Raw genomic sequence first — 20759 nt, 5'->3', positions numbered from 1 at the left:
GGCGGCAAGATCGCGAACACTCACAGATCGGGGCGGTGGAGGGGTGCACCCAGCGCGCCCTGCGCGCGTCCGTTGCTGCCCCAACGCAACCCACCACCCGCCGCAACCCCAACCCAACCGATTCTTAACGTACTTCCGGTACGGTTGGTTCCGAACATAGTTGAAACTTCAACGTATCGGGGAGTGCGATGTACGGGCGAGTTCAGGACGTCGCGGCGCTGATAGGCCGCGTCGGCGTGGGGGTCGTGTTCCTGGCCCACGGGCTGGACAAGTGGAACATGGGCGTCAGCGGCGTGAGCCACATGACCGAGGGCCTGGGGATCCCGCTGCCGACGCTCACCGCGATCTTCCTCATCGTGGTCGAGACCATCGGCGCGGTCGCGTTCATGGTGGGCTTCGCGTTGCCGGTGCTGGCGGTCGCGTACGCGGTCGACATGATCGGCGCCATCTTCTTCGTGCACATCGACAAGGGGCTGACCGGCCAGGGCGGCTACGAAGAGGTGCTCCTTCTCGCCGCGGCGGCGATCGCGCTCGGGTTCAACGGCGGGAGGCTCTCGCTCGACCACTTCCTGTTCTGGCGCCCGCGGGCCAAGAAGCGCGAACTGGCCACCGCCTGACTCAGGCCAGCAGGTCGACCGTCGTCTTTTCCGCGCGACGGCGGTCGGCCAGCTTTGCGTCCGAACCCGTCACCTGCACCAGATGCGCACCGACCGACAGGGGTGCCAGCAGTCCGGCGAGTACGCCATCGGGGACGTTCCAGTCCAGAGTGGACAGAACTCGATCGGACGCGGTGATCCCGGACTGCTCGGCCCGCGCTCGCGCTTCGCTCAGCACAGCTTCCACTGTGGACGATTCGAAGGCGAGCGCGTCCCCTTCGATCGGGGTCATCGGCTGGAACACGTCGCCGGACAGCCTGGCCTCCGACAGGTAGTCGAGCGCGCCGCCCCCTGGCGCCTCGGAAAGACCGCGCCCCAACGGATCCAGCGCCACGACGGCCGTTGCTTCCGCGCCGGGAGAAGCGGCGCCGGGCGCGACGAACGCCACCCGCGACCCTTGCGTCTCACCGACCACGCGGGCCCCGCACCACCACGCGCCCAGCAACACGGCCGCCGTCTGCCAGTGCGCGGGCAGCTGCACGGCCACCGCGTCACCCGGTTCGACATCGAACTCGTCGACGAGCCAGTTCGCCGTCTTCGCCGCCCAGTTCGCCATGGTCGCCACCGAAAGCTCGACGCGAGTGCCCGCCGCGTCGTCGTAGTGCGTGATCATCGGACGGGCCGGCTGCGTGGTGGCCAGCAACTGTTCGGTGAGGCTCATGGCCACAACGTACCCGAGCACTCAGTTCACACAGGTCACGCCGTTCACGGTGCGCTGCGCGAGCGGAGACGCGGCCGGCGCGGCGGCGCCCCCACCGGACGGCTGCGCCGCGAGACCCGAGATGTACTGCTGCACCGCCGACGGATCCACCTGCACGATGCTCTGCCCATCCGGACTGCGGCCGTTGATGGTGATCGTCGGGATCGTCTCGAACTTCACGTCACCCGACGCGAGCCCCTTCGCCTTCTCCGCGAACTGCAACAGGTCGAAGCCGGGATCGAGGACGAGCGAACGGTGCAGCGCGTCGGTGAGGTCGTTGAGCCTGGCCGGATTGGTCAGCACCCCCGCCGACAGGACCTTGTGCAACGCCGAACCGAGGAACACCTGCTGCCGGACGATCCTGTCCAGGTCCCCGCGTGGCAGGTTCTTCCGTTGCCGTACAAAGGAAAGCGCTTCACCGCCGGTGACCGTCCGCAGTCCGGCGGCGAAGTCGGCGCCGGAATCCTTGTCCTCGGTGGCGTGGTTCAGGCACACCTGCACCCCGCCGAGCGCCTCCGTGATCAGGTAGAACCCGAGCAGGTTCACCTCGGCGTAGTGGTCGATCCGCACCTGCGTGAAATCCTGGATGGTCTGTACCAGCGCCTTGCGCCCTGCCTGGTCGGAATCCCGTTCCAGCTGGGCATCCCGCTCGCCCTGCGCGCGCAGCTGGTTCGAAGCCGCCACCTTCGCGCTGCCGAACACCGAGTTGATCTTCGCCTGGCCGCCGCCCGGCGTGTCCACCCACGTGTCGCGGGGAATCGAGATCGCGGTGGGCTTCCCGCCGTTCTTCGGCACCCGCAGGATGATCAGGGTGTCGGTGTTGATCGCGCCGGTCTGCTCGGTGCGCAGCTCCTTGAGCACCGACAACGGCAGCGGGTTCCCCTGCTGATCCGTCCTGGCGTCGACACCGACCAGCAGGATGTCCTCGGCTCCGTCGTCCGCGGGCGGGGCCTTCGCGTCGTCACCGGGCTGGCTCAGGATGTCGCTGGTACCCAGATCACTCTGCACCTGGCGGTAGGTGAAGAACGCGTACCCCGTGGCGATCAGCGCGACGACGGAAACCAGCGCCACCACCGTCCGGCCCGCGCGGCGCTTGCGCCGCGGCTCTTCATCGGACCCGGCAACGGGCTCTTCGCCCGGCTGCTCGTCTTCGTCCGGCCGAGGCCGCGGGTACGGCGTCGGCTTCGGCGGTCCTTTGTCTTCCTCGTCCAACCCCGGATCTCCCCCTGCATGCCATGACCTCGCACCAGGTTAGTTCACACAGGGGACTCCACCACCGGTAATCGGCGGAGCCGTACTGGAAGAAGGCGTCGACGTGAGCGAAGCCGCACTGGAGCTACTCCGACTGGAGGACGACGGAGGCCGGGAGGAGGACGAAGTGGACGTCGGCGTCGTCGAAGCCGAGCCCGTCGTGGTCGGGGTCGTGGTGGTGCTGCTGCCGGGGTCGTCCGTCAGCGAGCCGACGAACTGGTGCACCGCATCCGGGTCGACGCGCAGCACGTCCGCGCCGCCGATCGTGGCCTCGCCGATCACCGGGATCGTCCGGAACTGCACGTTCCCGCTGTTCAGCCCGCGCATCTGGGCGGCGAACTCGGGCAGGTCCCAGTTGTCCGAAAGCACCACGGACTTCTTCACCGCGGCGATCACCTCGGACACTTTCGACGGGTTCGCCAGCACGTCGGGCGAAAGGACCTTCGTGGCCAGCCCGGACAGGAAAGCCTGCTGCCGCGCGATCCGGTCCAGGTCGCCGTTCGGCAGGTCGTAGCGCTGCCGGACGAAAGCCAGCGCCTGCACGCCCTGCACGACCTGCCGCCCGGCAGGCAGGTCCACCCCGGACTTGCGCTCCTTGACCGGCGCGTTCAGGCACACCTCGACGCCGCCGAGCGCCTTGGTGACCTCGTAGAAACTGGACAGGTTGACCTCGGCGTAGCGGTCGATCATGCCCGGTTTGCCCATGAAGTTCTCGAGCGAGGCGACGAGGTTCTTGCGGCCGGCGATCTTGGCCTGCCGGTCCGCCTCCGTCGCGTCCACGCCCTGCTGCTGCAGTTCCTTGAACTTGTCGTTGTAGGCGTACACGAACGCGCCGTTGAGCTTGTGCTTGCCGAATCCGCCCGCCAGCTCCACCCACGAGTCGCGCGGGAACGAGATCGCCACCGCGCGCTTCCCGTTCTGCGGGATGTGCACGAGGATCATCGTGTCCGTCTGCTTCTCGCCGTCGGACTCACCGGCGTGCAGCATGTCCAGCACCTCGCGCGGCAGCGGGTTGCCTTGGGCGTCCGTGCGGCTGTCCATGCCGACGAGGAGGATGTCCACCGCTCCGTCCAGTGGGACGGCGTGCAGCTGGTTGTCGTCGAAGACCTGGGTGGTGGCGAGCCCGTCGCTCAGATCGCCGATGAACTGCCAGCCGTACCAGGTCACCACGAGCACCGCCACGGAAACCACGCTGATCAGCGTTTTCCCGCTGCGGAGGGCGAAATCGGCGAACCAGTGGCGCCGGACGGGAATGGGTGGCGGAGGCCACGGGAACTCTTCCTCTTCCGCGGCGTCCAGGCGGGTGGTGGCCCCGTCGGTCACGCTCGTCCTCCCGCCCCCAATTCGTGATTGCTTCCAGATTACTGTTCCCTGTGAACAGACGCTCCCGGGCCGCCGAACGTTGCCCCGGTGCGGTGTGATCCGAGTACGGAAGGCAGGAGCGGGTATGCGGGTACTGGTGACCGGCGGTGCCGGGTTCATCGGATCGCACTACGTGCGCCAGGCGGTTTCGGGCGCGTACCCGGAGCTGGCCGACGCCGAGGTCGTGGTGCTCGACAAGCTGACCTACGCCGGCAACGAGGCCAATCTCGCGCCGGTGGCGGGAAGCCAGCGGCTGGAGTTCGTGCGCGGCGACATCTGCGACGCGGAGTTGGTGGCGCAGCTGATGCGCGGCGTCGATCTGGTGGTGCACTTCGCCGCGGAGTCGCATGTGGACAGGTCCATCCACGGCTCGGCGGATTTCGTGCTCACCAACGTGCTCGGCACGCAGACCTTGTTGCAGGGCGCGCTGAACGCGGGCGTGGGCAAGTTCGTGCACGTCTCCACGGACGAGGTCTACGGCTCGATCGCGGAGGGTTCGTGGCGCGAAGACCACGTACTGGAGCCGAATTCCCCGTACTCCGCGTCGAAAGCGTCCTCGGACCTCATGGCGCGCGCCTTCCATCGCACACACGGGCTTCCGGTGTGCGTGACCCGGTGCTCGAACAACTACGGTCCGTACCAGTTCCCGGAAAAGGTCATCCCGTTGTTCGTCACCAACCTCCTCGACGGGGCGAAGGTCCCGCTCTACGGTGACGGGCTGAACGTCCGCGACTGGCTGCACGTGGACGATCACTGTCACGGCATCCGGCTGGTCGCGGGAAAGGGCCGCCCCGGCGAGATCTACAACATCGGGGGCGGCACCGAACTGGCCAACCGGGAGCTCACCGAGCGGTTGCTCGCCGCGGTCGGCGCCGACTGGAGCAGCGTCGAGCAGGTGCCGGACCGGAAGGGACACGACAGGCGGTACTCGGTCGACATCACCAAGATCTCCACCGAGCTGGGTTACCGTCCGCGGGTGTCCTTCGACGACGGGCTCGCGGAGACGGTGCGCTGGTACCGCGAGCACCGCTCGTGGTGGGAACCGCTCAAGGAACGCGCTTCGCTCGCAGGGAAGTGATCGGATGCTCACTGTGCTGGTGCCGGGTGGCACGGGACAGCTCGGCCGCGATCTGGCCGCGCTGTCCTCGCCCGAAGCCGAGATCACCGCGCCCGGTTCCGCCGAACTGGACCTGACCAGCACTGGGGCGGTGGTCGACGCGGTCAGCACGCTGGCCGAGGGCGCGAGAGCGACGGGCCGCACGCCGGTGGTGATCAACGCCGCGGCGTACACGGCGGTCGACGCGGCGGAGACGGACGAGCAGCGCGCGTTCGCGGTGAACGCGGACGGGCCCCGAGTGCTGGCGGCCGTCTGCTCCTCGCGACGGGTCCCGCTGGTGCACGTGTCCACCGATTATGTCTTCCCTGGCGACGCCGAAAGGCCGTACGAGCCGGAAGACGACCTCGGCCCGCGCAGCGCGTACGGCCGCACCAAGGCCGCAGGCGAAGACGCTGTGCTCGGCTCCGGCGCGCAGGCGTGGATCGTGCGTACCGCCTGGGTGTACGGGCTCGGCGGGACGAACTTCGTGGAAACCATGCGGCGCCTGGAAAGCGAGCGCGAGACTCTGTCCGTTGTGGACGATCAGCGGGGTTCGCCGACGTGGTCGGCCGAACTGGCCGCCGGGCTGCTGGAACTGGCCGGGTTCATCGCCGGCGGCCGGGCTCCGGAGCGTCGCGTCCTGCATTGCACCGGCGGCGGCGAGACCACGTGGTATGGCTTCGCGCGGGCGATTTTCGAGGAGCTGGGCGCCGACCCGGAGCGGGTTCGGCCTTGCACCACCGAGGAATTCCCGCGCCCGGCGCCGCGTCCCGCGTATTCGGTGTTGTCCAACGTATCCTGGGCCGAAGCGGGGTTGACCCCGTTGCGCCCGTGGCGTGAGGCGCTGAGTGCCTACTTCGCCGCGGCGCGGCGATAAGCGGAGACTGTGGCGTCCGCGCAGCGACGCCAGGTGAAGTTGGCCGCGTGCGCCCGGCGTTCCACGGACATCGAGGCGACGCGCGGCTCTTCCACCGCCTCGCGCAGCGAAGCCGCCAAGGCGTCCACATCGCTGTACGGCACCAGCCGGGCATAGCCGCCGGAGATCTCGCGCAGGGCCGGGATGTCCGTGCAGACAACGGGAACGTCGCAGGCCAGCGCCTCCAGCACGGGAAGCCCGAAGCCTTCGTCACGGGATGGGAGCACGAGCGCCGAGGCGCCGGCAACCACCGTCCGAAGGTCCACATCGGACAGATAACCGGCGTGCCGTGAACGGCTGGTCATCGGGAAGGGGCCGGGGCCGGAGAAGATCAACGGCGGCAGGTCCGGGTCCGCCTCGTGCGCCTTGAGCAGCCAGTCCAGCCCCTTGCGCGGCCCGGCGGCGCCCACGAACAGCAGGTACTCGCCCGGCAGCCGGAGCCGGTTGCGCATCTCGTCGCCCGGTTTGCGGCCGGTGAACCAGGCCGCGTCCACCCCCAGCGGCGTGACGACGACCTTCTCCCGCGGCACGCGCAACCGCTCCGCCACCGCATCGGCCACCGCGGCCGTCGGGGTGCAGATCACGCGCGCCTGCCGGGCACCGCGCCAGACCAGCTGCGGCAGCTCGGCGTCGCTCGGGGCCAGTTCCTCTGGCGCATCGAGGAAAGCGAGATCGTGGATGGTCAGCACGCCACCGGCGCGAAGCATCCCGGGTAGCACGAAGTTGGTGCCGTGCACCACGTCCGTCCGGCCCGCGAACAGCTCCACCGGCGGGAACTTCGAGCGCAGCCAGCTCTTGCGTAGCAGCCGCGCGGCCACCGGCATCCCGCGTGCGCGAACGCCGTGCGGCAGCACGTGCCGCAGCCGCCGCCAGCCGCGCAGCGTGAAGGCGACCGCGCGCATGTCCACATCGGACCGTGAAGCCAGCTCCTCGGCAAGCGAAGCGGTGTAACGGCCGATGCCGGTGCGGTTTCCGAGCAGGGGAGTGCCGTCGAGCAGGACCTTCAGCGGAGCTTCAGCCACGGCGTCGCGCCACTTTCAGCACCCGTCCCGCGACCCGTTTCGCCAGCTCCTTCGGCCCGCCGTCGGCGAGGTACTCGCGGATCAGCGCGAGGTCGCGCCGGACCATTTCGGTGCCGCGCAAGGGATCCGTGACCACGAGGTCGGCCGTGCCGGGCAGCCTGTCGGCCGCCGGGCGCGGGTCGCGGCAGAACTCGACCAGCGGCGCCAGCGCCTGCGGCCAGGCGAAGCGCTGCGCCACCACGGCGATGCGTTCCTTGCAGGCCTCGATGAACTCGGTGTCGTACAGGGACTTTTCCAGCGCCGCGGAAAGCGCTTCCTCGTCCTCGGCCGGGACGACCACACCGAGCTGTTCGGCGCGGACGAGATCGGCGAAGGCGTCGCCGTCCGTGGTGACGATCGGCAGCCCGGCCCACAGGTAGTCGAGCACCCTGGTGCGGAACGCGAAGGTGGTCTCGACGTGCTCGAAATGCGTGGTCACGCCGCAGTCGGAGTCCAGAAGCCAGTTCTGCCGCTCGCCGTAGGGCACCCAGTGCTCGTTGAAGAACACGTGCTTGCCGGTTAGGCCGAGCCGGTCCGCCAGGCGCATCGTGCGGGCGCCGATGTCCATCTCGGCGACCTCGGGGTTGGGGTGCTTCATGCCGAGGAAGACCAGCCGGGCGTCGTCGTGTTTCGCGCGCAGCCGGTCCATCGCGCGGATCAGGGTGAGCGGGTCGAACCAGCTGTACACCCCGCCTGCCCACAGCACCACGCGATCGGATTCCGCGAGCCCCAGCGAAGCGCGCAGGCCGGGGCCGGTGCGGACCGGCGGCTCGGCCGACAGCCCGAACGGGACCACCGAAAGCAGCGACTGCGTTGTGGGGTCGGCGTCGTAGAGGCGGGGCGAAAGCCTGCCGAGCGCGGCGAGGTGACCCAGCCAGAACAGCCGCTGCCGCTCGGAGGCGCACAGGAAGAAGTCGCCCCGCTCGAGCTGCCTGTCCAGCACCTTCGTGACACCCACGAGGTCGGCCGCGCGCTTGTCGTCCGGCGCGCTCTTGCCCTGTTCGAGCAGCTCCAGGTGCATCGGGTCGTACAGGTCGCAGACCACGATCTTGTGCGAATCCCGCAGCGCGGGGGCCATCTCCAGCACGTGTCCCTGCAGTATCACGATGTCGGCCCAGTCGATCGGCCCGGCGAGATCACGCTTGCGGGCGGCCGAGACCGGGAACGGCGCGGGCGGGGGAGCGGCCAGCGGGTTCACCGTGACGAGCCGGACTTCGTGCTCGCCGGACAGCACCGTGGCGATGTTCCAGGCGCGGATCGCCGGGCCCGCCATCCGCTCGGTGATGGCGTCGCCGGTGATCACGAGGACCTTCCGGCGCTGCCCGAACACCTGCTCGATGCCGAACGCCTCGACGAGGATGTCGTGCGCCGCGAGATACCTCGGCAACGGGTATGCGGGCTCCAAAGCCTTGCGCAGCAAGGGAATCAGGTCGGCGTCCGTGCGCACGCGGGCGGCCTGCTCGACCTTGCGGGACTCGGCCAGCGACGGCATCAGCTCCACGAACTGGTCGATCGCCAGCACCCCGGCGAGCGTGGTGCGCGGGACCGGGACCGGCGAGGTGTCCACCGGGCCGACGCCCTTGGCCAGGTCGAGCTGCGTCGCGTCCAGCTCGCCCCGCGCGGTGGCCCGCCGGACCGCCAGCGCGAGCGCCGCGGGCAGCACCTTCGCCAGCGTCTCGTCGGACACGTTCTTGTACAGCGCGGCCAGTGCGTTGCGCTCCAACAGGAACGTCTCGCGGCCCGTGTCAGGAGCGTCCACTTCGGACATCGTCGCGTGATGGCGGTGGTAGGCCAGCGACTCCGGCACGTAGCGCACCCGCCAGCCGCGGAGGTTGAGCCGCCAGCCGAGGTCCACGTCCTCGTAGAACATGAAGAAGCGCTCGTCGAACCCGCCGAGCTCGGCGAACACCCCGGCGCGGACGAACATCGCGGAGCCCGTGGCGAACAGGACGTCCTTCGCCGTCTCGTGCTCCTCGCGGGGTACGTCGGCCAGCGCGCTGCCCGCGTGCCGCTTGTAGCCCATGCCGAACCACGTCAGCCCGGCGTCCACGAAATCGGTGCCGGTGCCCTCCCAGTCGACGACCTTGCTCGCCACGGCCGCCACCGTCGGGTCCGCCGTCAGCGTGGCCACCGCCGCGCGGGCCCACTCCGGGGCCGGGCGGGCGTCGTTGTTCAGGAATGCCAGCACACTGCCCCGCGCCTGCTTCGCCGCCAGGTTGCAGCCGCCCGCGAAGCCGAGGTTCTCGGCCGAGGGGATGACCTTCGCCTCGGGCACCGCGGCCTTGATCCTGGCCACGTCGTCCCCGCCGGAGGCGTTGTCCACGCACAGGATTTCCAGCCGGGGATAGTCCAGTTCGCGGGTGAGCGCGCGCAGGCAGGTGATCGTGTCCTCCGCGCCGCGGTAGTTGACCACGATCACGGACACCAGCGGTAGCGGTGTCTCGCCCATCGCCGACCTCCCAGTTGTTCCGCCGAAGAGCCTAATGGGATGTCCAGTTCCGCCAGATCTGGCCTCGCCCGGCCGTCGACCGGCGGCCGATCCGCCGGCGGGCCCGCAGCGTCGCGGGGAGCCGGAGCACGACTTCGGCGAGTACCCGGCAGCGTAGCGGTAACCGGAAGTTCGCGGCGTCCGGGACGTTGCCGCGCAAGGGGAGTAGCACGGTCAGCGCGGCGAAGCGGGCCAGCTCGCGCATGGCCACGGCGGCGGGCGCGCAGCGCAGCAGCGTCAGCAGCCGGTTGCGTTCGTTCCACAGGTGGAAGGGCTTCGAGCCCGGCCTGGTGCTGGCGCCGTGCCGATGGATGACGCGGGCGCTGGGGACGGTGGTGATCTCGTGGCCCGCCAGCCGCAGGCGCCACGCCGTGTCGGTGTCCTCGTAGTAGCAGAAGAAGCTCGCCGGGACGCCGCCGACAGCGCGGAGGACGTCCGTGCGGAGCAACGCCGCGCCGCCGCAGAAGCCGAACGCGGGAGCCTCGACCGTGTCCGCGCCGTGGCCGTCCGCGGTGAGCCGCACCCCGACGGACTGCGGTGTGCCGTCGGGCCGTTCGAGCTTCGCGCCCGCGGCCGCCGCCGTGCCGAGGCCGTCTTCGAGCTCGGCGAGCCAGTCCGGCTCGGCCACCGCGTCGTCGTTGAGCCAGGCCATCAGCGGGGTGTCCACAACGGACAGTGCGGCCGCCATCGCCCCGGCGTACCCCCGGTTGCGGGACAGCCGGAGTACTTGGGGCGCGGAGGGGTGTGCCGCGATCAGGCGCGCGGTGCCGTCGTCGGACGCGTTGTCCACGACCAGTGTCCGATGTGGACGTTGCTGGGCCGCGAGCGAGTCGAGGCAGGCGGTGATGTGCCCGGCGCCACGCCAGGTCACGACGACCACGGTGGTGTTGGGCTCGGGCACGGTGAGCACAATACGGCTCGTGCCCGAACTCGTGGTGATAACCGAGCAGCTGCTCGCCCCGGTCCCCGGCGGCACCGGCCGCTACACCGCCGAACTGCTGCGCGCGCTGGCCGCGACGGCCCCGGACGGCTGGTCGGTCTCCGGCGTCGTGGCCCGGCACGCAGACGTGACGAAAGCGCAGGTCGAGGGCGTGTCGCCGCGGGTGTTGCCGCTGCCGCCGCGCGCGCTCGTCGCGGCCTGGCAGCTCGGGATCCCGTACTGGCCGGGCGGCGATGCGGTACACGCGCCGACGCCGCTGGCGCCGCCGCGCGGGCGCGTGTCCGTGACGGTGCACGACACGGTGCCGTGGACGCATCCGGAGACGCTCACCCCGCGTGGTGTCTCGTGGCACCGGCAGATGATCACGCGTGCGGCGCGGCGCGCGGCGGGGATCGTGGTGCCGACCCAGGCGGTGGCCGACGACCTGCGCCGCCGGGTCCCGGTGCGGGTGCCGCTGCGGGTGGCCGGGCACGGGGTCGCCGAGGTGTTCGGCGCCGGTGAGACGGCGATGGAGCTGCCGGAACGTTACGTACTGGCGGTCGGCACGATCGAGCCGCGCAAGGGAATCGACGTGCTGCTGGAAGCGATGGCCGAGCTGGACGTGCCGCTCCTGCTGGCCGGGCAGCCGGGTTGGGGCGGGATCGACCCGGGCGGGCCCGGCGTGCGTGTGCTGGGACGGCTGTCCGATGAGGACCTGGCGACCGTGCTGCGCCGGGCGACCGTGCTCGCGGCGCCGAGCCGTGCGGAGGGCTTCGGGCTGCCGGTGCTGGAGGCGATGTCCGTTGGTGTGCCTGTGGTTCACTCCGACGACCCGGCGCTGGTGGAGGTCTCCGGCGGAGCGGGCCGCGCTGTGCCGCGGGGTGACGCGAAGGCGCTGGCCGCCGCGTTGCGGGAGGTCCTGGGCTCGCCGGAGCTGGCGTCGCGCCTGGCTGCCGCCGGCCGGGCGAGAGCGGCGGCGTTCTCCTGGCGGCGTGCCGCGGAGGCCGTCTGGAGTATTCACACGGACGTGAGATTGTGAGTTCCTGACCAATCGGACTTCGATCGGTCGTACCCTGCACGGGTGGGAAGAGGCGAACCGAGCGTCCTGATCGATGCCACCGCCGTGCCCGCGGATCGTGGCGGAGTGGGCCGGTATGTCGATTCCCTGGCGCAGGCCCTGGATGCCGACGGGGCGCCGATCACCGTCGTCTGTCAGCCGCGGGACGCGCGGCTGTACCACCGGCTCGCCCCGCGGTCACGGATCGTGCCCGCCGGATCCTCCACCGTCACCCGGACGGCTCGGCTGGCGTGGGAGCAGACGACGTTGCCGATGCTCGCGCGCAGGCTGAACGTCGACGTGGTCCACTCGCCGCACTACACGATGCCGATGGCCAGCCCCACCGCCTCGGTCGTAACCCTGCACGACGCGACGTTCTTCACCGACGCGGTGCTGCACTCGTCGGTGAAGGCGCGGTTCTTCCGGGGCTGGACGATGGCCGCGCTGCGCCGCGCCACCCTGTGCATCGTGCCCAGCAACGCGACGGCGAACGAGCTGGCGCGCGTCACGCGGATCCGGCCGCGGGGGCTGGAGATCATCGAACACGGCGTGGACGTCGAGCGGTTTCATCCGCCGTCGCCGGAAGAAGTCGACGCGGCCAGGGCGGCGATCGGGCTGGAGAGCACCCCGTACGTGGCCTTCCTCGGGGCGCTCGAGCCGCGCAAGAACGTGCCGGCGTTGATCCGGGGTTTCGCGAAGGCGGTGGAAAACCGGCCCAACCCGCCCGCGCTCGTGCTGGCGGGGCAGCCGGGCTGGGACACGCAGGTGGAGAAGGCCCTCGACGCGGCGCCGTTGCGGCTGCGCGTGATTCGCGCGGGCTACCTGCCGTTCGACACGCTGGCGGGGTTTCTGGGCGGTTCGGAGCTGGTGGCGTACCCGAGCCTCGGCGAGGGCTTCGGCCTGCCGGTCCTGGAGGCGATGGCTTGTGGCGCCGCGGTTCTGACCACGCGGCGGTTGTCGCTGCCCGAAGTCGGCGGCGATGCGGTGGCGTACTGCGGGGTCGGCGCGGGTGACGTGGCCGTGGCCCTGTCGGAACTCCTCGACGACTCCACCCGCCGCGCCGCGCTCGCCACGGCCGCCGAACGCCGGGCGAAGGAGTTCTCGTGGGCGACCAGCGCGGAGAAACACCGTGCGGCGTATGGGAAAGCTTGGCGCGCGCACAACCGGAAGTGACCGAAATGGACAGCGGGTGAGCTGCTGCGGTATCTTGGCTGTGCGAGGCCCCCTTAGGGCCGAGAAGTGAGCCCGTGGTGCGTCCGGACGGTCGTGTCGCGGGCTTTGCGCTGTTCGGGGCTTGAGCGTTCAGTGGCCGGGTCACGTCAGAGGTTGGTCACGTCGGCGATCGCCGGTTCTATGCGCCGCCGCCAGTCCCCACCCGCGCCGTAGCACCAGGCGACAGCGTCGGGGATCCACAGCAGGGGCGCCGAGGTCGAATCCTGGTGGGTGTACGTCACGCCGGTTGTCGAGGGCCTGCAGCCCAGGGCACGGTAAATGGTCACGTTGTCGTGCCGGTCCTGCTCCTCGCGGCTGTCGATGATCACGCGCTGGGCCCGGCAGGCGACCAGCCGCCGGACGGCCTCCGCAAGACAGCGCTGCCGGTCCTGCTCCTCGGTCTTCGGCGTGCAGGGCGCCATGTAGATCCCCCGCGCGAGCCGATGCGAGAGCGCGGCAGGCCGCACGATGGGGTGACCCCGCGCAAACCCCCACGCAAAACCCCCGCAAAGACCCACGCGTCCGGCCTCGCCGGGGGACCCGGCACAATGAGCCGGGTGACCGAGCCGACACGTTATGGCGACGGGCTCGCCGTGGTGGTGGTGACCTACTTCCCCGGCGACGACCTGGAACGTTTCCTCGACACGCTCGAGAAGGCCACCACCCGCGACGTCCGGGTGGTGCTGGCCGACAACGACTCCGTGGACGACGCCCTCGACAAGGCCGCCCGCCGCAAGAACGTGCGCCTGCTGCGCATCGGCGAGAACCTCGGCTACGGCGGGGGAGCGAACAGGGGCGTGGCGGAGCTCGACGAGAGCTACGGCTGGGTCGTCGTCGCGAACCCGGACCTCGAGTGGGACCCCGGCTCGCTCGACGTGCTCCTCGACGTCGCGAAGCGCTGGCCCCGCGGCGGCGCTTTCGGCCCGCTCATCCGCGAGCCCGACGGCACCGTGTACCCCTCGGCCCGCCTGCTGCCCTCGATCGGCCGCGGCATCGGGCACGCGGTGTTCGGCAGGATCTGGCCCGCCAACCCGTGGACCCGCGCCTACCGCCAGGAACGTGCGCCGGTCGAACGCACCTCGGGCTGGCTTTCCGGTTCCTGCCAGCTTTTCCGGCGCGAAGCCTTCGACTCGGTCGGCGGGTTCGACACGCGCTACTTCATGTACTTCGAGGACGTGGACCTCGGCGACCGGATCGGCCGCGCGGGCTGGCGCAACGTCTACGCGCCCTCCGCCGCGGTAACGCACGTCGGTGGCACAGCGACTTCCCGTGCACCGAAGAAGATGCTGGCCGCGCACCACGCCAGCGCGTACCGCTACCTCGCCGACCGCCACCGCGGCCTGGCCTGGAAACCGGTGCTCGCGGCGATCAAGCTCGGCCTCGCCCTGCGCCTCAAGCTCGAGACGCGGGGCCAGTAGGAAAACTCAGAGGCCTTCGAGGCGGCGGGAGAGGTCGGAACGACCGGTGTGCTTCGTGGTGGTGGGGATGAGCCCACCGATCTCCTGCTCCTCGGGCTCGGGCGGCGCCACCGGCGCCATCCCGACCCTGGTGCCCGGCTTCTCCGCCGCGATGCTGCCTTCCACCGAGTCGATCACCGACGCCGGCACGACCGCCGTGCTGTCCGGATCCTCGTCGCGATCGATCTTGTCGACCACCGACCGCGGGATCTGCTGCGTGTTCGACGCGTCCATGGGCGAGTGCGCATCCTCAGGCGTGACGACGAACGCGCCGCGCGCCCGTGCCCGGGCCAGCAACGCATCCGCTCGTTCGCGGGGGTCCATCCCCTCGGCCTCCCGACTCGACCTGAGGCCCTCTCCGACCGGGGCCACCCGTGTGCTGTCTAGGGTAGGCCCTCCAGGGCTTCGCCGTCAGCGTTTCCCACGGCTTGTCGCTCTCGCGGTACGTAATAACGGAGGGAAGTTGTGACAGTCGACGCGGTAGTGCTCGTCGGTGGTAAAGGAACCCGCCTGCGCCCACTGACCTTGTCCGCGCCCAAGCCCATGCTGCCCACCGCGGGCGTGCCGTTCCTGTCCCACCTGCTTTCCCGCGTCAGGGCGGCCGGGATCACGCACGTGGTGCTGGGCACGTCGTACCAGGCCGAGGTTTTCGAGCAGTACTTCGGCGACGGCGCGGCGCTCGGGCTCGAGCTCGAATACGTGGTGGAGGACGAGCCGCTGGACACCGGCGGCGCCATCCGCAACGTGTACGACAGGCTCCGCGCGGAGCACGCGGTGATCTTCAACGGGGACATCCTCTCCGGCGCGGACTTGGGCGCGCTCTTGCGGTCGCACCACGATTCCGGCGCGGACGTCACGTTGCACCTGCAACGAGTGGCGGACCCGAGCCGCTTCGGTTCGGTGCCCACCGACGAAAACGGGCGGGTCACGGCATTCCTGGAGAAGACCCCGAACCCGCCGACGGACCAGATCAACGCCGGCTGCTACGTCTTCCGCCGGTCGGTGGTCGAGTCCATTCCGGCAGGCCGCCGCGTTTCGGTCGAGCGCGAGACCTTCCCCGGCCTGCTCGCCGACGGCGCGCACCTGCACGGGTTCGTCGACGCCTCGTACTGGCTGGACGTCGGCACCCCGGAAGCGTTCGTGCGTGGTTCGGCGGATCTCGTGCGCGGGATCGCCCCGACGTCGGCGCTGCCGGGCCCGGTCGGTGAGGCGCTCGTGCTCGACGGCGCCAAGGTCGACGGCGCCAACCTCACGGGCGGCACGACGATCGGCGCGGGCGCCGAGGTCGCCGCGGGCGCGAGCATCTCGGGTTCGGTGCTGTTCGACGGGGTTTCCGTGGCCGAGGACGCGGTGGTCGAGGAATCCGTGCTGGGCAAGGGTTCCAAGGTCGGCAAGGGTGCGGTGCTGCGCGGGGTGGTCCTCGGGGACGGCGCGACCGTCGGCGCGGGCTGCGAGCTGCTCAACGGCGCGCGGGTGTGGCCGGGAGCCACGCTCGCCGACAATTCGATCCGGTTCTCCAGCGACTGTTGATGCGTTATCGGCCCTCGTTCACCTTGGACGTCGGCGCGGTGCTCAGCCCACTGCGCCGCGGCAAGGGCGACCCGTGCCTGCGCAGCGACGACACGGGTGTCACGTGGCTGACGGCCAACACCGCCGAGGGGCCGGGAACGTTGGCGCTGCGGCGCTTCCCCGACGGTGAGGTCGAGGCGCAAGCTTGGGGACCCGGCGCGGATCCGCTGCTCGCCGGGCTACCCGCGTTGCTGGGCGCGGAGGACGACGACAGCGAGTTCGTCGCCCACCACCCGCCGGTCGCCCAGGCCCGCCACAACATGCCGGGCCTGCGTCTCGGCGCGACGGGCCGGGTGTGGGACGTGCTCATGCCGGCGGTGCTGGAGCAGAAGGTGACCGGGTACGAGGCGCGGCGCTCGTGGCGGGAACTGTGCCGGTGGTTCGGGGAACCCGCGCCGGGCCCGGCTCCGGCGGGTATGCGGGTGCCGCCGACGCCGCGGGCGATCATGTCCATTGTGGACTGGAAATGGCACAAGGCCGGAGTGGATCTGAGCCGCCGCCGCGCGCTGATCTTCGCCGCGCAGGTGGCGCACCGGCTTGAGCGCGCGGCGGAAATCCGTGGCGCGGAAGGGCGCGCGCTGTTGCGGAAGGTGCCGGGCATCGGGGTGTGGACGGCGTCGGAGGTGGCGCAGCGCGCCTGGGGCGACGCGGATGCGGTGAGTTTCGGCGACTTCCACATCCCGGCGGTGATCGGGCACGCCCTGCTGGGGGAGCCACTCGACGACGCCGGGCTGGCGGAGGTGCTGGCCCCGTATGCGCCTCAGCGGCAGCGGGCCGTGCGCTATCTGGAGGCGGCCGGATTCAGCCGACCACGCTTCGGGCCACGGTATGCGGTTCGGGACTATCGCGCGTTCTGATCGAGGGCCGCGTCGGCGATGGCGAGGAAGTCGGCGGTCGGGTCGCTTGGCGGGTGGCGAGGTTGGGGCGGCCGCGCCGTGTGCGGTTCGGGATTGTCGCGGGTTGTGGTGGCGCGGGGCGCGGGGCGCGGGGCGATGGCGAGGAAGTCGGCGGTCGCGTGGCTTAGCGGGTGGCAGTGGTGGCGGCCCGCCACGCGGAACTATCGCGCGTTCTGATCGAGGGCGGCGCGGACGATGGCCAGGGAGTCCGCAGCCGAGAGGCCCAGCGAGCGGCAGGTCGCGGCATACGTCGAGGCGGCTTCGTGGGCCAGGCGGCGTGATTCGTCGCCGGTGGAGCCGACGAAGCTGCCCGCCCGGCCTCGCGTTTCGATCAGCCCGGCCTCTTCCAGCTCCCGGTAGGCACGCGCGATCGTGTTCGGCGCGATGCCGACGTCGGCCGCCAGCTGCCGCACGGTGGGCAGCTTCGTGCCCACCGCCAGCGTCCCGTCGTTGATCTGGTTCGCCAGCGAAGAACGCACCTGCTCGAACGGCGGCACGGACGAATCCGGGTCGAGGCTGACGATCATCCGGCCGCCGCCACCAGTTCCGCGAGATCCTCCGAGCCCTCGGGCAGCGAACCCACCGGCCACCAGCGCAGATCGTCGGACTCGTCGCTGCGCACCGGCCGCGCGCCCCGCGGCGCCACCACCGCGAAACGTACGTCGAAATGCCGCGTCGGCACGCCGAGCGAGCACGTGATCGGGTGGACGTCGAGGTGCACCGGCGTCGGCTCCAGGTGCAGCTCCTCGATCCCGGACTCCTCCCGCGCCTCACGCAATGCCGCGCCAGCAAGGGAAACGTCCGAAGGCTCGCAGTGCCCGCCGAGCTGCAGCCACCGCCCGACGCGCGGATGCAGCGTGAGCAGCACGTTCTCCCTGTCCGCGTCCAGCAACACAGCCGACGCCGTCACGTGCCCCGGCTCGCACGAACGCAGGCAAGCGTCCTCCCGCGCGGCCAGGAACCCGAGAAACGCCTGGCGCAACGACTCCTGCGCGGCCGTCGAAGGCCGCCACTTGTCCAAAGTGGACAACGCTTCCGCGTGCAGGCTCACAGTTCCAGCAGTCCTTCCCCCGGCTCGCCCAGCTCCCGCGACGGTACCGCTTCGGCCGGGTGCCCGATCGCGACCGCGCCCAGCGGCTGCCAGGACGCGTCGAGCCCCAGCACGTCACGCACCAGGTCGGCGGCGAAGATCGTCGAACCGATCCAGCACGACCCCAGCTCCTCCGCCGCGAGCGCGACCAGCAGACCCTGCACGGCCGCGCCGCCCGCGACCGTGAACATGGTGCGCTCACAGGCATTCCGTCGCTCGTCGGGATACGTGTGCGCGCCCTCCGCGACCAGGAACGGCAGCACCACCTCGGGCGCTTCGAACAGGATGTCCCCGCGGCCGAGGCGTTTCGCGACCTGCTCGTCGGTGAACCGGTCACCCCGCAGGTCCGCCCGCCAGGATTCGCGCATCGCTTCGAGCAGTTTGCGGCGCAGCCCGGCCTCGCGCAGCCACACGAACCGCACCGGATGCGTGTGGTGCGGCGCCGGAGCGGTGAGCGCGGCGGCGACCGACCTGCGCACCGCCGCGGGATCGACAGCCTGATCACTGAACCGCCGGACCGAACGCCGCGCCGGGACGGCCTCGCGGCGGCCCTGCGCGATCGCCTCGTTCACGCCGAGCCGGAACATGTCCTCCTCGACGGGCCGGACCAGTTTCCGCGCGGTCGAACCGTCGTCCACAAGGGACAGTCCGCGGACCACCGCGACCGGGGTGGCGCGCAGCTTGCCCTTCACCAGGTCCGCGGCCGCCGCCAGCTCGTCGGCCACCGCGATCTCGGTGACCTGCAGTTCGTTGCCCTGCTCGTCGATCTCGCCCTCGTAGGAGTGCAGCACCTTCACCCCGGACGAGCCGATCGCCGCGTCGGTCTGCCCGACCCGCCACGCCCGGCCCATCGTGTCGGTGACCACGACCGCGACCTCGACCCCGAGCCGTTCCCGCAGTCCGTTGCGCAACGCCAGCGCGGAAGCGTCGGGATCCGTCGGCAGCAAGGCGATCTCGTCGCCAGCCACGTTCGACCCGTCCACCCCGGACGCGGCCTGCACGATCCCGATCCGGTTCTGGGTGATCATCGTCCGGCCGAACCGGGCGATCACCTTGACCGCCTCCTGCTCGACCAGCTTCCGCCGCGCCGCGTCCCGTTCCTCCGGGTCGGCGGGGACGCGCACCAGCCTGCCCTCGATCTTGGACACGACCTTGCTGGTCACCACCAGCACGTCACCGGAGCGCAGCCACGGCGCGGCACCGGCGATCGCCCCGGTCAGGTCGTCGCCGGGCCGGAACTCCGGCAGGCCAGGCACCGGCAGGATCTCCAGCCGGTCCGCGGAATGTTCAGACAACGTCCACTCCGGACAGTTCGAGCGCCGCCCGCGCCATCGCGGCCGTCGCGTCCACATCGGACATCAGCAACGGCACCGCGCGCACCGCGACGCCGGGCACATGCACCGTCTCGCCGGAGGCGACGAGCCAGCCGTCGAGCAGGCCGTCCTCGGACGTCTGCCGCGAGCCGTAATGTCGCCCGACCGCCTCGGCCGAGGTCTCGACGCCGATCGCGGTCAGGCACTCGTCGGCCATACCCCGCACGGCTTTCCCGCCGATGATCGGCGAAACGCCGACCACTCCGCCCGCCGTCTTGCGCAGGGCTTCGCGCACTCCCGGCACGCTCAGCACCGTGCCCACCGAGACGACCGGGTTCGACGGGGCGAACAGCACCGCGTCCGCCTCGGCGATCGCTTCGAGCACGCCAGGGCCCGCCTTGGCTTCGTCCGCGCCGACCGGCACGATCGAATGCGCGGGCAGCCCGGCCTTGTAGCGCACCCACCATTCCTGGAAGTGCAGGGCTTTGCGCTGACCAGGCTGCTCCGGGTCGTCGACCACCACGTGCGTCTCCACGCGGTCGTCCGTCATCGGCAGCAGCTTCACGCCCGGCGTCCAGCGGGCGCACAACGCCTCGGTCACCGCCGAAAGCGGGTAGCCGGCGCGCAGCATCTGGCTGCGGATGAGGTGGGTCGCGATGTCCTTGTCGCCCAAGCCGAACCAGCTCGGCTCGGCGTCGTAGGCGGCCAGCTCCTCCTTGACCACCCACGTCTCGCCCTGGTGCCCCCAGCCGCGTTCGGTGTCGATCCCGCCGCCGAGGGTGTACATGCACGTGTCGAGGTCGGGGCAGATCCGCAGGCCGTGCATCCACACGTCGTCCCCGGTATTGACCACCGCGGTGACCTCGTGCGGGGACTCGCCGGTACCGATGGGCGGGAGGCCGAGCGCGGCCTTCACGCCGAGCAGGAAGCGGGCGCCGCCCACCCCGCCGACAACTACGACAACCTTCACGAGGAGCGATCCTCGCACGGGCGAACCCAGTACCGATACCGATGGTGCTCCACGAATCCGAGCCCCTCGTACAGTGCCAGCGCGGCCTCGTTGCCCGTCGCCACCTGGAGCACGCAACGGGTGGCGCCGCGCGCCGCCGCCCACGGTCCGCACGCCGCCATCAACGCACTGGCCAGACCGCGCCGGCGGTGCTCGGGGCGCACCGCGAGCCGGGAGATGTGCAGCAGGTCGCCGACCACCGCGGCCCGCACCGCGCCCGCCGTGATCTCCGCCACGCCGTAGCCGATCTCGCCGGTGGTCAGCACGTGGCGCTGCGCCGGCGACGGTTCGGTGGTGTCCGCGGCCAGCTCCCACCACGATTCCGTGGGCGAGGTGAGGATCTCCGCGCGATCGCTGCCCGCGCCCAGCGGGCCGACGAGCACCGACACCAGGTGCCCTGCCGCGTGGCTCGCGTTGGGCACCCAGCCCGCTTCCTCGACGGCACGCTCGGTCTTGCTGTCGAACACGGTCTGTACCACGGGCGGGAGGCCGTGTAAGTGGGCGAACTCACAGACTCGATCCAGAGCCTCGGCCACCGGTACGCCCGGATCGCCGATCGCGAGCGCGCTGTTGGCCCGCCCGGTGAAGCCCCCGGCCGCGCGCAACCGCCAGTCACCGACCTTGTCCTCGACCGGGGCCCGCCACGCGTCGGCGCAAGCCGTCTCGAGTGTCTCCATCGCGTCCACGTGTCACATTGTCCGGATACC

General features: G+C 70.9%; 21 protein-coding genes. 8 read left to right on the top strand and 13 right to left on the bottom strand.

Annotation, left to right across the window (positions count from 1 at the left end; all coding sequences use genetic code 11):
- The first annotated feature begins 188 nt into the window (after positions 1-188).
- The gene (locus FPZ12_RS21610; protein WP_144748284.1) at positions 189-617 is read left to right on the top strand and encodes a DoxX family protein; all 429 of its coding nucleotides are present in this window, start codon (positions 189-191) and stop codon (positions 615-617) included.
- 1 nt (position 618) lies between these two features.
- On the opposite strand, the gene FPZ12_RS21605 is transcribed toward FPZ12_RS21610, so the two are convergent.
- The 3 genes from FPZ12_RS21605 to FPZ12_RS21595 are packed head-to-tail and all read right to left on the bottom strand — an operon-like array spanning position 619 to position 3930.
- Positions 619-1317, bottom strand: a complete 699-nt coding sequence (locus FPZ12_RS21605) for a TIGR03089 family protein (RefSeq protein WP_144748283.1) — start codon at positions 1315-1317, stop codon at positions 619-621.
- A gap of 21 nt (positions 1318-1338) precedes the next feature.
- On the bottom strand, positions 1339-2568 hold the full coding sequence (locus FPZ12_RS21600; protein WP_144748282.1) for an LCP family protein: 1230 nt from the start codon (positions 2566-2568) through the stop codon (positions 1339-1341).
- A 39-nt stretch (positions 2569-2607) separates the two neighbouring features.
- The gene (locus FPZ12_RS21595; protein WP_243769954.1) at positions 2608-3930 is read right to left on the bottom strand and encodes an LCP family protein; all 1323 of its coding nucleotides are present in this window, start codon (positions 3928-3930) and stop codon (positions 2608-2610) included.
- Between the two features lie 124 nt (positions 3931-4054).
- On the opposite strand from FPZ12_RS21595, the gene rfbB reads away from it, so the two are divergent.
- Together rfbB and rfbD are read left to right on the top strand one after the other, a co-directional pair.
- Positions 4055-5047: a dTDP-glucose 4,6-dehydratase gene (gene rfbB, locus FPZ12_RS21590; protein ID WP_144748280.1), complete on the top strand. Its 993-nt coding sequence runs from the start codon at positions 4055-4057 to the stop codon at positions 5045-5047.
- A gap of 4 nt (positions 5048-5051) precedes the next feature.
- On the top strand, positions 5052-5942 hold the full coding sequence (gene rfbD / locus FPZ12_RS21585) for a dTDP-4-dehydrorhamnose reductase (RefSeq protein ID WP_144748279.1): 891 nt from the start codon (positions 5052-5054) through the stop codon (positions 5940-5942).
- On the opposite strand, the gene FPZ12_RS21580 is transcribed toward rfbD, so the two are convergent.
- Genes FPZ12_RS21580 through FPZ12_RS21570 form a run of 3 tightly spaced genes read right to left on the bottom strand, consistent with a single transcriptional unit; the run spans position 5918 to position 10431 of the window.
- A complete protein-coding gene (locus tag FPZ12_RS21580; RefSeq protein ID WP_144748278.1) occupies positions 5918-7003 on the bottom strand; it encodes a glycosyltransferase family 4 protein in 1086 nt (361 codons plus the stop codon). The two genes, rfbD and FPZ12_RS21580, sit on opposite strands and share 25 nt — an antisense overlap.
- A complete protein-coding gene (locus tag FPZ12_RS21575) occupies positions 6996-9491 on the bottom strand; it encodes a glycosyltransferase (RefSeq protein ID WP_144748277.1) in 2496 nt (831 codons plus the stop codon). The genes FPZ12_RS21580 and FPZ12_RS21575 overlap by 8 nt, the downstream gene beginning before the upstream one ends.
- A 31-nt stretch (positions 9492-9522) precedes the next feature.
- Positions 9523-10431 carry a glycosyltransferase family 2 protein gene (locus FPZ12_RS21570; protein ID WP_243769953.1) on the bottom strand — a complete coding sequence of 303 codons (909 nt, stop codon included), beginning with the start codon at positions 10429-10431 and terminating at the stop codon, positions 9523-9525.
- A gap of 19 nt (positions 10432-10450) precedes the next feature.
- Here FPZ12_RS21570 and FPZ12_RS21565 point away from each other — a divergent pair, with 19 nt between their 5' ends.
- Together FPZ12_RS21565 and FPZ12_RS21560 are read left to right on the top strand one after the other, a co-directional pair.
- Positions 10451-11488, top strand: coding sequence for a glycosyltransferase family 4 protein (locus tag FPZ12_RS21565; protein WP_144748275.1), 1038 nt, complete (start codon positions 10451-10453; stop codon positions 11486-11488).
- Positions 11489-11530: 42 nt separating this feature from the next.
- Complete coding sequence (locus FPZ12_RS21560) at positions 11531-12679, top strand: glycosyltransferase family 4 protein (protein WP_144748274.1); 1149 nt, start codon at positions 11531-11533, stop codon at positions 12677-12679.
- Between the two features lie 146 nt (positions 12680-12825).
- On the opposite strand, the gene FPZ12_RS21555 is transcribed toward FPZ12_RS21560, so the two are convergent.
- Positions 12826-13185: a hypothetical protein gene (locus FPZ12_RS21555; protein WP_208025943.1), complete on the bottom strand. Its 360-nt coding sequence runs from the start codon at positions 13183-13185 to the stop codon at positions 12826-12828.
- 90 nt (positions 13186-13275) lie between these two features.
- Between FPZ12_RS21555 and FPZ12_RS21550 the strand changes: the two genes are divergently transcribed.
- Positions 13276-14136 carry a glycosyltransferase family 2 protein gene (locus FPZ12_RS21550; RefSeq protein WP_279537828.1) on the top strand — a complete coding sequence of 287 codons (861 nt, stop codon included), beginning with the start codon at positions 13276-13278 and terminating at the stop codon, positions 14134-14136.
- Between the two features lie 6 nt (positions 14137-14142).
- Here FPZ12_RS21550 and FPZ12_RS21545 read toward each other — a convergent pair whose 3' ends face one another.
- Positions 14143-14499: a hypothetical protein gene (locus FPZ12_RS21545; protein WP_166462856.1), complete on the bottom strand. Its 357-nt coding sequence runs from the start codon at positions 14497-14499 to the stop codon at positions 14143-14145.
- A gap of 141 nt (positions 14500-14640) precedes the next feature.
- On the opposite strand from FPZ12_RS21545, the gene manB reads away from it, so the two are divergent.
- Both manB and FPZ12_RS21535 read left to right on the top strand, forming a co-directional pair.
- Entirely contained in the window at positions 14641-15705 is a 1065-nt protein-coding gene (gene manB, locus FPZ12_RS21540; protein ID WP_144748272.1) for a mannose-1-phosphate guanylyltransferase, read from the top strand.
- On the top strand, positions 15705-16601 hold the full coding sequence (locus FPZ12_RS21535; protein WP_144748271.1) for a DNA-3-methyladenine glycosylase family protein: 897 nt from the start codon (positions 15705-15707) through the stop codon (positions 16599-16601). The genes manB and FPZ12_RS21535 overlap by 1 nt, the downstream gene beginning before the upstream one ends.
- Positions 16602-16801: 200 nt before the next feature.
- Here FPZ12_RS21535 and FPZ12_RS21530 read toward each other — a convergent pair whose 3' ends face one another.
- The 5 genes from FPZ12_RS21530 to FPZ12_RS21510 are packed head-to-tail and all read right to left on the bottom strand — an operon-like array spanning position 16802 to position 20738.
- Complete coding sequence (locus FPZ12_RS21530; RefSeq protein WP_144748270.1) at positions 16802-17167, bottom strand: GntR family transcriptional regulator; 366 nt, start codon at positions 17165-17167, stop codon at positions 16802-16804.
- The gene (locus FPZ12_RS21525) at positions 17164-17691 is read right to left on the bottom strand and encodes an NUDIX hydrolase (protein WP_144748269.1); all 528 of its coding nucleotides are present in this window, start codon (positions 17689-17691) and stop codon (positions 17164-17166) included. The genes FPZ12_RS21530 and FPZ12_RS21525 overlap by 4 nt, the downstream gene beginning before the upstream one ends.
- Entirely contained in the window at positions 17688-19025 is a 1338-nt protein-coding gene (locus FPZ12_RS21520) for a coenzyme F420-0:L-glutamate ligase (protein WP_166462855.1), read from the bottom strand. Before FPZ12_RS21520 ends, FPZ12_RS21525 begins: the two co-directional genes overlap by 4 nt.
- The gene (cofD, locus tag FPZ12_RS21515; RefSeq protein WP_144748267.1) at positions 19018-20013 is read right to left on the bottom strand and encodes a 2-phospho-L-lactate transferase; all 996 of its coding nucleotides are present in this window, start codon (positions 20011-20013) and stop codon (positions 19018-19020) included. The genes FPZ12_RS21520 and cofD overlap by 8 nt, the downstream gene beginning before the upstream one ends.
- The gene (locus FPZ12_RS21510; RefSeq protein ID WP_144748266.1) at positions 20010-20738 is read right to left on the bottom strand and encodes a GNAT family N-acetyltransferase; all 729 of its coding nucleotides are present in this window, start codon (positions 20736-20738) and stop codon (positions 20010-20012) included. Before FPZ12_RS21510 ends, cofD begins: the two co-directional genes overlap by 4 nt.
- Positions 20739-20759: the final 21 nt, after the last annotated feature.

Origin of the sequence: Amycolatopsis acidicola (assembly GCF_007713735.2) — a bacterium.
GTDB lineage: Bacteria > Actinomycetota > Actinomycetes > Mycobacteriales > Pseudonocardiaceae > Amycolatopsis_E > Amycolatopsis_E acidicola.
The sequence above is the reverse complement of the archived record's forward strand: the minus strand, read 5'-3'. Positions and strand labels throughout refer to the sequence as shown.